This window comes from Streptoverticillium olivoreticuli subsp. olivoreticuli (assembly GCF_003391135.1).
Classification (GTDB): Bacteria; Actinomycetota; Actinomycetes; order Streptomycetales; family Streptomycetaceae; genus Streptomyces; species Streptomyces blastmyceticus.
In genome coordinates this window covers 7,298,898-7,312,926 of sequence record NZ_CP031455.1, presented here as the reverse complement: position 1 = coordinate 7,312,926, position 14,029 = coordinate 7,298,898, and the positions used below count along the sequence as shown (strand labels likewise).

Genomic DNA, 14,029 nt, shown 5'->3' with positions numbered 1-14,029 from the left:
CCCCTAGAACTCGATCCGCTCACGACGCGCGAAGCGCATGGTGAGCACGGCGAACAGCAGAGTCACGATGAGCATGGCGATGCCCATGGCCGACGCATAGCCGAATTGGCTGTCGCGGAAGGCGGTTTGATAGAGCCGCAGCGGGACGACGTCCGTCGCGCCGTCCGGTCCTCCCATGTTCACCGACATGATCTGCACCAGCGCGAAGGCGTCCATCGCGATGATGCCCATGTAGACCCAGCCGGTCTGCACGGTGTCCCACAGCAGCGGCAGGGTGATCCGGAAGAAGGTGTGGGCGCGGCCGGCGCCGTCCAGCAGCGCCGCCTCGTAGATGTCCCGCGGGATGGAGGCCATGGCCGCCGAGAAGAGGACCACGTAGAAGCCGACGTTCGCCCAGATCATCACGAGCATGATGCAGGCCAGGGCGATGCTCTTCTCCCCCAGCCAGGCGCTCTGCAGGGAGTCCAGGCCCACCGCCCCCAGCAGGGAGTTGAGCATGCCGTCCGAGGGATCCGGGTTGTAGATGTTGAACCAGATCACCGAGATGATGGTGATGGAGATGACCTGGGGGAAGAAGAAGACGAATTTATAGAACTTCGACCCCCGCACCCCGGTGACCACCGCGCCCCGCCGGGACCTGCCGCCGACATTGAGCATGAAGGCGAAGAACAGCCCGAGCGCCAGCGTCACGACCGGCACGAGCACCAGCATGATGACGTTGTGCTTGAGCGCGTTCCAGAACTCGTCGCTGTGCACGAGCTTGTCGTAGTTGTCGAACCCGATGTATTTCGCCGCGCCCTTGAGACCGCTCCAGTCGGTCATCGCGATCTGGAACGCCTGGACGAACGGCGAGATCACAAAGATCGCGTAGACGGCCAGCGGCAGGGCCAGGAACCCCGCGATGAACCGGTACTTGCCGTGCTGCATGCTGCCTCCCGGCCCTTCCTCGTCGGCCGCCGGACGCGTCAGGCCGACCGGTGGAACTTGGTGACGGAGCTGTCCTTGGCGGTCTCGTCCGCGTACTGCTGCGTCTTTTTGATCCACTCGGCGGCCTTGAGGTCACCGGTGAGCAGCTGGCTGGTCAGGCCGCCCATCTTCTCGTCCGTCAGCTTGGGGTACCACTCCTGCAACTGGATCATCAGCAGGTTCTGGTTGCCGCCCGCGTCCTTGACGGCCTTCGCCGCGGAGGCCAGGCCCGGGGAGAGTGAAGCACCCTCCGCGCCCTGCATGTTGCTGGTGAGGGAATGGACCTTCTGCGCGAAGTTCTGCGCGTGCTTCTTGGAGAGCATGATGCGCAGCAGCTCCATGCCGCCCACGGGGTTCTTGCCCGCTTTCGCCACGATGAACGGCTCGCTGGGCTCGGCGCGCACCGTGCCGTGCGGCATCTTGTCGCCGGAGCCGCCGTCGAAGAGCGCGCCGACGGCCATGCCGAAGTCCTTGGGGGTGGTCGGGGTCGCCTCGTTCTCCACCCAGGAGCCGTTGGGGATGAAGACGGCCTTGCCCTTGGTCCAGGAGGTCTGCGCCTGAATGTGGGTCAGACCCTGGCTGCCCTCGAGGAAATACCCCTTGGCGGCGAGCTCCTCGTAGTGCCCGATGACCTGCTTGACCGCGTCGTTGGAGGTCCAGGCGTTGGGCTCCAGGTTGTCGATCGCGATCCACTTCTCCAGGCCGCCGATCTTGGCGATCTGCGGGAAGATATTGAAGTGGACGTAGTACGGGTACTTGCCCGGATAGGTCCAGGGCGCGACGCCCGCCTTCTTGATCTCCTCGCAGAGCTTGATCATGTCATCGAAGGACTTCGGATAGGCCCAGCCCTTGTCACTCAGCAGCTTCTGGGAATACCAGGTGCCGTAGACGGTGAAGGCGTAATAGAGGACGTCGAAGGCGTCCTTGTGCTTGCCCTTCTCGATGGCGCTCGGATAGAGGATGTCCCGGACCTTCTTCTTGGGGTCGTCCGGCGACGCGGCGTCGAGCAGCGGGGTGAGGTCGAGCAACTGCCCTTGCGAGGACAGCTTGTTCATGTCCAGGTGGTCGGCACCGGAGTTGTCGATGACATCCGGCGGATTGCCACCGGCGAAGCGGGGCTGGAGCTTGGGGCCGATCTGCTGGGTGCCGGTGTGCTTGACCTCGGCGCCGTACGTGGTCTTGTAGTCGGCCTCGGCGTCCTTGGCGTACTGATCGCCGAGGCCGCCCTTGAAGATGAACGCGTCGAGCGGGGCGCCGTTCTTGACGCCGAGCGGATTCTTCTCCGACTTCTTGCCCTGATCGCCCTTGTCGGCACTGCTGTTGTCGTCGCTGCCGCCCCCGGTGGCGCATGCGGTGAGCACACTCATCGACGGCACTGCGATCAGGCCGAGTGCCGCGGTCCGCTTGACCAGATCACGCCGACTGAATGCTGAGGTGGATCCCATGCTCAAGTCCTCGCCTTCTCCAGGACTCAGGCGGTGTGGCGGTCTCCCCTTGCGAACCGTGCGAACCGGTCATGGACGAAGGGCCCGACACCGCGGGTCAGTTGAAGCTTGGTGTGCTGGGTGTTCCCCGGGATCGGTGCCGCTCCCACGGCGCCCCCGGCCGCCGTTCTCCCCCGGATCCGCCGCGACGGCCTGCGGCCGCCCCGGACGCCGACAGGTATAGTCCACTTCACATCAACTGGGCAAGATCGAAAGCGGCTTTGACCGTCAGTCTTTCCCGAGTTGAGACCTCCCCAACCCATGCCGCCCCACGGCGACACCAACATCCGAACCCTTGACACCACTGGCGTCTCACGCCCTACTTGTCTCTGCGCTACTCGGTTGACAACGTTGTCGGTTTCGTGGAGAGGCAAGGGATGCGGCAGAGTCGGCGACAGGGATCCCGCCACCGGTGGCGTACAATCACCCGCCCCCTGGCCCTCCTCGCGGCCGCCCTGGTGGTGACGGCCACTCAGACCCCGCAGGGCGCGGCGGCCATGGCCTCGGCGGCCGCCGCACGGGCCGAGGCCGCGTCCCAGCGCTTCGGCTCCTCCTTCGAGCCGGGTGAGCCGCAGCCCGATTGGCGCAACGCGGTCGAGACCGGCCCCGACGGACGGCGGCGGGCCGCCGGGATAGACGGCAGCGACGCCGCGGGCATCCCGGGCAATGTCACCGACAAGGTCACCGCCGTCCGGGCTAGCGGGGAGAACGCCGGGGCCGGGGAGGTCAAGGAGAACCTGATCGACGGCGAGCCCACGACCAAGTGGCTCGTCTTCGACCGGACCCCCTGGCTGGAATTCGAGCTGTCCGAGCCGGTGACGACCGTGCGCTACGCGCTGACCTCCGCCAACGACGCCCCCGGCCGGGACCCCAGGGACTGGACGCTCCAGGGCTCCGACGACGGACACAGCTGGACGGTGCTGGACAGCCGCAAGGACGTCTCCTTCGAAAAGCGCCTCCAGACCAAGGAGTTCTCCTTCGCCAACCGCGCCTCCTACCGGCAGTACCGGCTGGACATAACCCGCAACGGCGGGGACGGCATCACCCAGCTGGCAGAGCTCCAGCTCGCGACCGCGGACACCGGCGGCCCCCCGCCCCCGGACATGCGCAGCTACGTCGACAGCGGACCCACCGGCTCGCCGACGGCCAAGCCACGCGCCGGCTTCACCGGCACCCACGCCCTGCGCTACGGAGGCAGACACCGGGCCACCGGCCATGCCTACGCCTACAACAAGATCTTCGCCGTGAAGGTGAAGGTCACCCCGGAGACCCTGCTCTCCTACAAGATCTTCCCCTCGATGCCCGAGGCCGACCCGCGCTATCCGGCCACCCATGCCGCGCTCGACCTCGCCTTCACCGACGGCACCTATCTGAGCGGACTGGGCGCGGTCGACCAGCACGGCGCGCCCCTCACACCGCAGGGACAGGCCGAGTCCAAGACCCTCTATGTCAATCAGTGGAACGCCAAGGAGTCGCGGATCGGCGCGGTCGCCGCGGGCAAGACGGTCGCCCGGGTGCTGATCGCCTACGACTCCCCCGTCGGCCCGGCGAAATTCCGCGGGTGGGTGGACGACATCTCGCTCGCGCCCGCCCCCGCGGAGAAGCCCGCGGCGCACCCGGCGGACTACGCCGTCACCACGCGCGGCACGCATTCCAGCTCGACCTTCTCCCGCGGCAACACCTTCCCCGCCACGGCCGTGCCCCATGGTTTCAATTTCTGGACCCCCGTCACCAACGCCGGCTCGACGGACTGGCTCTACCAGTACGCCGCCGCCAACAACGCCGACAACCTCCCGACCATCCAGGCGTTCAGCGCCGGCCATGAGCCGAGCCCCTGGATGGGCGACCGGCAGACCTTCCAGGTCATGCCGTCGGCCGCCACCGGCACCCCGGATGCCGGGCGGACGGCCCGCGCCCTCCCCTTCCACCACTCCCGTGAGATCGCGAAGCCGCACTACTACGGCGTCACCTTCGACAACGGGCTGAAGTCGGAGATCGTCCCCAGCGACCATGCCGCGCTGATGCGTTTCACCTTTCCGGGTGAGAACGCCAGCGTCATCCTTGACAACGTCCGGGATCAGGGGGGCCTGACCCTCGACCCCGACCACGGCGTGATCACCGGCTACTCGGATGTGCGCAGCGGGCTGTCCACCGGCGCCGGGCGGCTCTTCGTCTACGGCGTCTTCGACGCGCCCGTCACCGCCGGCGGCAAGCTGGGCGGCCCTCCGGACCTCCCGGGCAGCGCGATCAGCTCGGCCGACCCGGACGGCGTGCAGCGCACGGGCGGCGAGGGCACCCGGGGCGACGGCGTCACCGGCTATCTGCGCTTCAAGCCCGGCCAGGACCGTACGGTCACGCTGCGCATCGCGACCTCCCTCATCGGTGTCGACCAGGCGAAGGCCAACCTCGACCAGGAGATCCCGGCCGGCACCTCCTTCGCGGACGTACACGACCGCGCCCGCGACGCGTGGGACGCCGTCCTCGGCCGGATCGAGGTCGAGGGCGCGAGCCGGGACCAGCTCACCACGCTCTACTCCAACCTCTACCGCCTCTACCTCTATCCCAACTCGGGCTTCGAGAACACCGGCTCGGCCGCACACCCGCGCAGCCGGTACGCCAGCCCCTTCGCCCCGCCCGCCGGCGAGTCCACCCCGACCCGTACCGGCGCGAAGATCGTCGACGGCGAGGTCTACGTCAACAACGGCTTCTGGGACACCTACCGCACCACCTGGCCCGCCTACGCGCTCCTGACCCCGAAGCGGGCGGGGAAGCTCGTGGACGGCTTCGTCCAGCAGTACAAGGACGGCGGCTGGATCTCCCGCTGGTCCTCCCCCGGCTACGCCGACCTGATGACCGGCACCAGTTCGGACGTCGCCTTCGCCGACGCCTACGCCAAGGGCGTCGACTTCGACGCCGAGGCGGCGTACGCGGCGGCGCTCAAGAACGCCACGGTGGCGCCGCCCAACCCCGGCGTGGGCCGCAAGGGCATGGAGACCTCCACCTTCCTCGGCTACACCAGCACCACGACGCGCGAGGGCATGTCCTGGGCGATGGACGGCTACATCAACGACTTCGGCCTCGGGCGGATGGGCCAGGCCCTCTACGAGAAGACCCACAAGGTCCGCTACCGGGAGGAGTCCCACTACTTCCTGAACCGCGCCCGGAACTACGTCAAGCTCTTCGACCCGGCCGTCGGCTTCTTCCAGGGCAAGGACCCCTCCGGCGCTTGGCGGCTGACGCCCAAGCAGTACGACCCGCGCGTCTGGGGCCACGACTACACCGAGACCAACGGCTGGAACTTCGCTTTCACGGTCCCGCAGGACAGCAGGGGTCTGGCCAACCTCTACGGCGGCCGCGACGGCCTGGCGCGCAAGCTCGACACCTTCTTCCGCACGCCCGAGACCGGATCGCCCGAGTTCGCCGGTTCGTACGGCGGCGTCATCCACGAGATGACCGAGGCCCGGGACGTCCGGATGGGCATGTACGGCCACAGCAACCAGCCCTCGCACCACATCGCCTACATGTACGACGCGGCGGGGCAGCCCTGGCAGACGCAGGAGAAGGTCCGCGAGGTGATGTCCCGCCTCTACCTCGGCAGCGAGATCGGCCAGGGGTACCCGGGCGACGAGGACAACGGCGAGATGTCGGCGTGGTACGTCTTCAGCGCCCTCGGGTTCTATCCGCTGGTGATGGGCAGCGGGGAGTACGCGATCGGGTCCCCGCTGTTCACCCGGGCCACCGTCCACCTGGAGAACGGCCGCGACCTGGTCGTGAAGGCGCCGGGCAACAGCGCCCGGAACGTCTATGTGCAGGGGCTGCGGGTCAACGGCAAGAAGTGGGCCTCCACGGCGCTCCCGCACTCCGTGGTGGCGAACGGCGGGACGCTGGAGTTCACCATGGGCCCCCGGCCCTCCGCGTGGGGCAGCGGCCGGGACGCGGGCCCCACCTCCCTGACCCACGACGACGCGGTGCCGGAGCCGGAGGGCGATCTGACGGCACCGGGCACCTCGCCCCTGACGGACAACACCTCGGCCACGGAGGCGTCCTTCACCGTGGCTCCCCTGGAGGTGCCGTCCGGCTCGCGCGTGACCTCGTACACCCTCACGTCGGCCGACCGCGCCAAGGCTCCGGGCGGCTGGGTCCTCAAGGGCTCGGCGGACGGCGAGAGCTGGACGGAGGTCGACCGGCGCACGGGCGAGTCCTTCGCCTGGGACCGGCAGACCCGGGTCTTCACGGTGCACACTCCGGGCTCCTTCCACCACTACCGCCTGGAGACACTGGCCGGTGAGGGCACACTCGCAGAGATCGAGCTGATCGGTCCGAGATCCACACACAGTGATTGACAGGTAAAGAAAATGTGAAAGATCATGGGGTTCGGCGGCGGTCCCGGATTGGGGCCGCCGCTCTCACCTGAGACTTTCTGGAGACCCACGTGGCTCATCTCCCCGGCCGTACGCGCGGCGTCGCCGCACGCCGCATCGCGACCGCGGCCATAGCCGCCGCCCTGCTCGGCACCACCGCCGGCACGGCCATGGCCGACAGCCCCTCCGCCTCTCCCGCCTCGGGCGCGGCCAAGTCCGCGGCCAAGCTCTCCGCCGACACCTCCGCCGCGCACCGCCTCGCGGCGCTGCGCGGCGAGGCGAAGTCCGGCGACTACCCCAAGTCGGGCGCCCAGGCCCCCAAGGCCATTGCCTCGCGCCTGGCGGCCCCGCGCGGCAAGGTCAAGGCCGACGGCCCGTCCGCCGAGGCCCCGTTCTTCCCGCTGAGCGCCGTCAACTCCGACGACCTCTACTTCTACTGGCCCGACGGCAAGGGCGGCATCACGCCCAAGGAGTACGTCACCAACGGCTGGAGCAAGATCAACGCCGCGGCGCGGGTCGACCACGACCGGGACGGCCTGAGCGAGGCGCTCTACGTCCGCGACAACGCCCAGAACATCATCTACGCCACCGCCGACAGCTCGAAGATCGTGGCGGACGACTGGGGCCAGTACGACCAGTTCATCTCCCCCGGCAACCTGGGCGGCGGGGGCGAGTCCGACATCCTGGTCCGCGACCGCGAGGGTGTCCTGTGGCTCTACCTGGCCTACCCCGACGGCACCCTGACGGGCCGCAAGAAGGTCGGTCCGGGCTGGAACCAGTACACCGAGATCCAGGGCCGCGGCGACCTCACCGGTGACGGCAAGACCGACATCGTCGCCCGCGACAAGGACGGCGTGCTGTGGCTCTACAAGGGCACCGGCGACTACACCAAGCCGTTCGAGACCAAGCAGCGCATCGGCGGCGGCTGGAACCAGTTCAACAAGCTGGTGGCCACCGGTGACGTGGACCAGGACGGCAAGGCCGACCTGATCGCCCGTGACAAGGACGGTGCTCTGTGGCTCTACCGCGGCACGGGCAAGGCGTCCCAGCCGTTCGAGTACAGGGTCAAGATCGGCAACTCCGGCTGGAACCAGTACGGGATGCTGTTCTGACGTAACGTCACTGCACGAGATCGCCATTACGGGCCGGAACTTCCGGACTACCGTGGGTAGGTGACCCAGCCCAGGAATACCGACCCGTACAGCGACCCCCGTACGTTCTACGGGTCCGAGCTGCGACGCCTGCGTGAGGCGGCCGGCTTCACGCAGGAGCAGCTCGGACGTCGCGTCTTCTGCTCCGGTGCGTACATCGGCCAATTCGAAGCGGCCGTCCGAAGGCCGCAGTTGGAAATCTCCGAGCTCCTCGACGATGTGCTTGACAGCGGCGAGCATCTGCAGCGGCTCTGCCGCCTGGCCCGGACGTCGAGAGTTCCGGAATACGCGGCCGACGCGGCGGAACTGGAGCAGCAGGCAAAGACAATCAGCCTCTACGCGCCCATGGTTGTACCGGGTGTGCTGCAGACGGAGGCATACGCACGTGCGCTCATCCGGGGCTCGCAGCGCTTCGCCCCACAACAGGTGGTGGAGGAGTACGTCAGCGACCGCATGGAGCGTGCGAAGCTGCTCGATGGGCCTGATGCTCCGATCCTCTGGGGCATCCTCCATGAGGCCGCCCTTCGCGTGCCCGTCGGTGGCCCCAAGGCCATGGGGGAACAGCTAACCCATGTTGTGCAAACGCTTCAAGCCCATCCCAATGTCCTGCTCCAGGTGATGCCGTTCGCCGCCGGACCGCATCCGTTCCTGGACATGTGCGTCTGGCTGATGGATTTCAGTGACGCGCCTCCTGTTGTCTACACCGAGGGTGCATACACAGGCCAACTCATCGAGGAACCGGCCCTGGTCGCGCGATTCCGATCAGCCTACGATCTGGCCAGGGCCACCGCGCTGTCGCCAGAGGCATCACAGGCCCTGATCGATTCAACGGCCAAGGACTGGATGGCACATGGGCACCACCAATGATTTAGCCGACGCGAACTGGCGCAAGTCGTCCTACAGCAACGGAGATGGCGGCCTGTGCGTCGAAGTCGCCGCCAACCTCCCCGGCACCGTCCCCGTCCGCGACAGCAAGTCCCCCGACGGCCCCGTCCTCTTCTTCCCGCCCACGGCGTGGACGACCTTCATCCACGCCGTCCGGTAACGGGCATGGCTCAAATGTCGCGGAAGATCTCGATCTGCGCGCCGATCGAGTTGAGCCGCTCCGCGAGGTCCTCGTAACCGCGGTTGATCACATAGACGTTGCGCAGCACCGACGTGCCCTCCGCCGCCATCATCGCCAGCAGGACGACCACGGCGGGGCGCAGGGCGGGCGGGCACATCATCTCCGCCGAGCGCCAGCGGGTCGGTCCCTCGACGAGGACGCGGTGGGGGTCGAGGAGCTTGACGTCGGCGCCGAGACGGTTGAGGTCGGTGAGGTAGATGGCGCGGTTGTCGTAGACCCAGTCGTGGATGAGGGTCTGGCCCTGCGCGGCCGCGGCGATGGCCGCGAAGAACGGCACGTTGTCGATGTTGAGGCCGGGGAACGGCATCGGGTGGATCTTGTCGATCGGCGCCCGCAGCTTGGAGGGGCGCACGGTCAGGTCGAGCAGGCGCGTACGGCCGTTGTCCGCCGCGTACTCGGGGCTGCGCTCGTGGTCGAGGCCCATCTCCTCCAGGACGGCGAGCTCGATCTCCATGAACTCCACGGGGACGCGGCGGATCGTCAGCTCGGACTCCGTGACGACGGCGGCGGCCAGCAGGCTCATGGCCTCCACCGGGTCCTCGGAGGGCGCGTAGTCGACGTCCCGGTCGATGGTGGCCACGCCGTGCACGGTGAGGGTGGTCGTGCCGATGCCCTCGACCTTGACGCCCAGCTCCTCCAGGAAGAAGCAGAGGTCCTGGACCATGTAGTTGGAGCTGGCGTTGCGGATGACGGTGACGCCGTCGTGGCGGGCGGCCGCCAGGAGCGCGTTCTCGGTGACGGTGTCGCCGCGCTCGGTCAGCACGATCGCCCGGGTGGGTGCGACCGAACGGTCGACCTGTGCGTGGTAGGTGCCGTCGGTGGCGGTGACCTCCAGGCCGAAGTGCCGCAGGGCCGTCATGTGCGGCTGCACGGTCCGGGTGCCGAGGTCGCAGCCGCCGGCGTACGGGATCTTGAAGTGGTCCATCCGGTGCAGCAGCGGGCCGAGGAACATGATCACGCTGCGGGTGCGGCGGGCGGCCTCGGTGTCCATCGCGGCGAGGTCCAGCTCGGCGGGCGGGACGATCTCCAGGTCGTTGCCGTCGTTGATCCAGCGGGCCCGGACGCCGATGCTGCCGAGGACCTCCAGGATCCGGTAGACCTCCTCGATCCGGGCGACCCGGCGCAGCGTCGTGCGGCCCGCGTTCAGGAGGGTCGCGCACAGCAGCGCCACACAGGCGTTCTTGCTGGTCTTGACGTCGATGGCGCCGGAGAGGCGGCGGCCGCCGACGACCCTCAGATGCATCGGGCCCGCGTATCCGAGGGAGACGATCTCGCTGTCCAGCGCCTCGCCGATCCTGGCGATCATATCAAGGCTGATGTTCTGATTTCCCCGCTCGATGCGATTGACGGCGCTCTGGCTGGTGCCGAGCGCCTCTGCGAGCTGGGACTGCGTCCAGCCGCGGTGCTGCCGCGCGTCACGGATGAGCTTGCCGATGCGGGCGAGGTAGGCGTCTGTCATGAGTCAGACGGTATCTCAGATATGAGATTACTTCCTGCGGGGGCCGGTTCCCGTGCCCGGCCGGCCGTGTTGTGTCGTATTCCTGACGGTCTTTGCTTTCCCCGTGTGACCTGCGGCCAGACGCGGCCGTCACCCCTTTCCCGCCCGTCGGGCGCACCGGGCACCTCCGCGAGCGGGGGCCCGCTGCCGTGCGCCGGGGGCGGCCGGCCCGCGAGGCGCGGGATCGCCCGAAATGCGCACCCGAAGGCCCCCGTGCCACGCTGATCCGGGGCGGAGCCCGCCCCACCTGATCCACCCCGCCGAGGAGAGGCCGAGGAGAGCAGGCATGGCCGACAGGGAACGCGACCCGCGCTACGTGGACGACATGACGGAGGAGACGCTCGGCGCCCAGGAGCAGGAGCGTCAGGAACGTCAGCACCGGCAGGAGCGGCAGCGCGGCAGAGAGGCGGGCGACGAGGGCTCGCGCGCCGACCGGGACGACTCCGACGACAGCCGGTGACGGCCCGCCGGGGCCTTTCGGCACCTGCCGGGACATGACCGCCCCTCGGCGATGTACTAGAGTTATCTCGACATCGAGATATCTGCCGAGAGGCGTACCGCTGTCGCGCCAGTAAGGCATGCCTAACTAAGGCACACCTTATCGGATTGGCGCGAACCCGTGACGGCAGGATTGCCGCAGTACGCGAATTCATGCATGAAGGAGACTGTCGTGTCGGCGAACAGCTTCGACGCCCGCAGCACGCTGCACGTGGGCGACGAGTCGTACGAGATCTTCCGGTTGGACAAGGTCGAGGGCGCCGCGCGCCTTCCCTACAGCCTGAAGGTGCTGCTGGAGAACCTGCTCCGCACGGAGGACGGCGCGAACATCACCGCCGACCACATCCGCGCGATCGGCGGCTGGGACTCCCAGGCCCAGCCCAGCCAGGAGATCCAGTTCACGCCGGCCCGCGTGATCATGCAGGACTTCACCGGCGTGCCCTGTGTCGTGGACCTCGCCACCATGCGTGAGGCCGTCAAGGAGCTCGGCGGCGACCCGGCGAAGATCAACCCGCTGGCCCCGGCCGAGCTGGTCATCGACCACTCCGTCATCGCCGACAAGTTCGGCACGAAGGACGCCTTCGGCCAGAACGTCGAGCTGGAGTACGGCCGCAACAAGGAGCGCTACCAGTTCCTGCGCTGGGGCCAGACCGCCTTCGACGAGTTCAAGGTCGTCCCCCCGGGCACCGGCATCGTCCACCAGGTGAACATCGAGCACCTGGCCCGCACGGTCATGGTCCGAAACGGCCAGGCGTACCCCGACACCCTCGTCGGCACCGACTCGCACACCACGATGGTCAACGGTCTCGGCGTGCTGGGCTGGGGCGTCGGCGGCATCGAGGCCGAGGCCGCGATGCTCGGCCAGCCGGTCTCCATGCTGATCCCGCGCGTCGTCGGCTTCAAGCTGACCGGCGAGCTGCCGGCCGGCACCACCGCCACCGACCTGGTGCTGACCATCACCGAGATGCTGCGCAAGCACGGTGTCGTCGGCAAGTTCGTCGAGTTCTACGGCGAGGGCGTCGCCGCCACCTCGCTGGCCAACCGCGCCACCATCGGCAACATGTCGCCGGAGTTCGGCTCCACCGCCGCGATCTTCCCGATCGACGGCGAGACGCTGAAGTACCTGAAGCTCACCGGCCGCTCCGAGCAGCAGGTCGCGCTGGTCGAGGCGTACGCCAAGGAGCAGGGCCTGTGGCTGGACCCGGCCGCCGAGCCGGACTTCTCCGAGAAGCTCGAGCTGGACCTCTCGACGGTCGTCCCGTCGATCGCCGGCCCGAAGCGCCCGCAGGACCGCATCATCCTGGCCAACGCCGCCCAGCAGTTCGCGCTGGACGTCCGCAACTACGTCGAGGACGACGACGAGGCGGGCAAGGAGTCCTTCCCGGCCTCCGACTCCCCGGCCGCCGCCAACGGTGTCCCGTCCCGCCCGACCACGGTCACGGCCCCCGACGGCACCACCTATGAGATCGACCACGGCGCCGTCACCGTCGCCGCGATCACCTCCTGCACCAACACCTCGAACCCCTACGTCATGGTCGCCGCGGCGCTCGTGGCCAAGAAGGCGGTCGAGAAGGGCCTGACCCGCAAGCCGTGGGTCAAGACCACGCTCGCCCCGGGCTCCAAGGTCGTCACCGACTACTTCGACAAGGCGGGCCTGACCCCCTACCTCGACAAGGTCGGCTTCAACCTCGTCGGCTACGGCTGCACCACCTGCATCGGCAACTCCGGCCCGCTGCCGGAGGAGGTCTCCAAGGCCGTCAACGAGCACGACCTCGCGGTCACGTCCGTCCTCTCGGGCAACCGCAACTTCGAGGGTCGCATCAACCCCGACGTCAAGATGAACTACCTGGCCTCCCCGCCGCTGGTCGTCGCGTACGCCCTCGCGGGTTCCATGAAGGTGGACATCACCAAGGACGCCCTGGGCACCGACACCGACGGCAACCCGGTCTTCCTCAAGGACATCTGGCCCTCCGAGGCCGAGGTCAACGACGTCGTGGCCAACGCCATCGGCGAGGACATGTTCAACAAGTCCTACCAGGACGTCTTCGCGGGCGACGCCCAGTGGCAGGCGCTGCCGATCCCGACCGGCAACACCTTCGAGTGGGACACCGAGTCCACCTACGTCCGCAAGCCCCCGTACTTCGAGGGCATGACGATGGAGACCACCCCGGTCACCGACATCGCCGGTGCCCGCGTCCTGGCCAAGCTGGGCGACTCGGTCACCACCGACCACATCTCCCCGGCCGGTGCCATCAAGGCCGACACCCCGGCCGGCAAGTACCTCACCGAGCACGGTGTCGAGCGTCGTGACTTCAACAGCTACGGCTCCCGCCGCGGCAACCACGAGGTCATGATCCGCGGTACGTTCGCCAACATCCGCCTGCGCAACCAGATCGCGCCGGGCACGGAGGGCGGCTTCACCCGCGACTTCACCAAGGATGGCGCGCCGGTCTCGTTCATCTACGACGCCTCGCGCAACTACATCGAGCAGGGCATCCCGCTGGTCGTCCTGGCCGGCAAGGAGTACGGCTCCGGCTCGTCCCGCGACTGGGCCGCCAAGGGCACCGCGCTGCTCGGCGTCAAGGCCGTCATCGCCGAGTCCTACGAGCGCATCCACCGCTCGAACCTCATCGGCATGGGCGTCCTGCCCCTGCAGTTCCCCGAGGGCGCCACGGCGGAGTCCCTGGGCCTGACCGGCGAGGAGACCTTCACCTTCACCGGTGTGACCGAGCTGAACAACGGCATCACCCCGCGCACGGTCAAGGTCACCACCGACACGGGCGTCGAGTTCGACGCGGTCGTCCGCATCGACACCCCCGGCGAGGCGGACTACTACCGCAACGGCGGCATCATGCAGTACGTGCTGCGCTCGCTGATCCGCAAGTAAGCAGTTCCGTATACACGGTTGAGGGCCGCACCCCGTTTCGCACGGGGTGCGGCCCTCG

Annotated in this window: 9 protein-coding genes; 6 read left to right on the top strand and 3 right to left on the bottom strand. The window is 68.2% G+C overall.

The window, feature by feature from the left end; genetic code table 11:
- Window positions 1-3: 3 nt before the first annotated feature.
- Together DXZ73_RS31745 and ngcE are read right to left on the bottom strand one after the other, a co-directional pair.
- Window positions 4-927 (bottom strand): carbohydrate ABC transporter permease, encoded by a 924-nt coding sequence (locus tag DXZ73_RS31745; protein WP_116214413.1) that lies wholly within the window; start codon window positions 925-927, stop codon window positions 4-6.
- Window positions 928-965: 38 nt separating this feature from the next.
- Window positions 966-2,411 carry an N-acetylglucosamine/diacetylchitobiose ABC transporter substrate-binding protein gene (ngcE, locus tag DXZ73_RS31740; protein ID WP_116214412.1) on the bottom strand — a complete coding sequence of 482 codons (1,446 nt, stop codon included), beginning with the start codon at window positions 2,409-2,411 and terminating at the stop codon, window positions 966-968.
- Window positions 2,412-2,827: 416 nt separating this feature from the next.
- Here ngcE and DXZ73_RS31730 point away from each other — a divergent pair, with 416 nt between their 5' ends.
- The 4 genes from DXZ73_RS31730 (at window position 2,828) to DXZ73_RS31715 (ending at window position 9,007) form a co-directional block, all read left to right on the top strand.
- A complete protein-coding gene (locus DXZ73_RS31730; RefSeq protein ID WP_116214410.1) occupies window positions 2,828-6,793 on the top strand; it encodes a GH92 family glycosyl hydrolase in 3,966 nt (1,321 codons plus the stop codon).
- A gap of 89 nt (window positions 6,794-6,882) precedes the next feature.
- Window positions 6,883-7,923 carry an FG-GAP repeat domain-containing protein gene (locus DXZ73_RS31725; RefSeq protein WP_116214409.1) on the top strand — a complete coding sequence of 347 codons (1,041 nt, stop codon included), beginning with the start codon at window positions 6,883-6,885 and terminating at the stop codon, window positions 7,921-7,923.
- 60 nt (window positions 7,924-7,983) lie between these two features.
- Complete coding sequence (locus DXZ73_RS31720) at window positions 7,984-8,829, top strand: helix-turn-helix domain-containing protein (RefSeq protein ID WP_116214408.1); 846 nt, start codon at window positions 7,984-7,986, stop codon at window positions 8,827-8,829.
- On the top strand, window positions 8,813-9,007 hold the full coding sequence (locus tag DXZ73_RS31715; RefSeq protein WP_116214407.1) for a DUF397 domain-containing protein: 195 nt from the start codon (window positions 8,813-8,815) through the stop codon (window positions 9,005-9,007). The genes DXZ73_RS31720 and DXZ73_RS31715 overlap by 17 nt, the downstream gene beginning before the upstream one ends.
- 10 nt (window positions 9,008-9,017) lie before the next feature.
- Here the strand turns inward: DXZ73_RS31715 and DXZ73_RS31710 are convergent, their stop codons facing one another.
- The gene (locus tag DXZ73_RS31710; protein ID WP_116214406.1) at window positions 9,018-10,547 is read right to left on the bottom strand and encodes a helix-turn-helix domain-containing protein; all 1,530 of its coding nucleotides are present in this window, start codon (window positions 10,545-10,547) and stop codon (window positions 9,018-9,020) included.
- A 325-nt stretch (window positions 10,548-10,872) separates the two neighbouring features.
- Here DXZ73_RS31710 and DXZ73_RS38475 point away from each other — a divergent pair, with 325 nt between their 5' ends.
- A complete protein-coding gene (locus DXZ73_RS38475) occupies window positions 10,873-11,046 on the top strand; it encodes a hypothetical protein (RefSeq protein WP_162890398.1) in 174 nt (57 codons plus the stop codon).
- Between the two features lie 210 nt (window positions 11,047-11,256).
- Entirely contained in the window at window positions 11,257-13,971 is a 2,715-nt protein-coding gene (gene acnA, locus DXZ73_RS31705) for an aconitate hydratase AcnA (protein ID WP_116215995.1), read from the top strand.
- Window positions 13,972-14,029 lie beyond the last annotated feature (58 nt).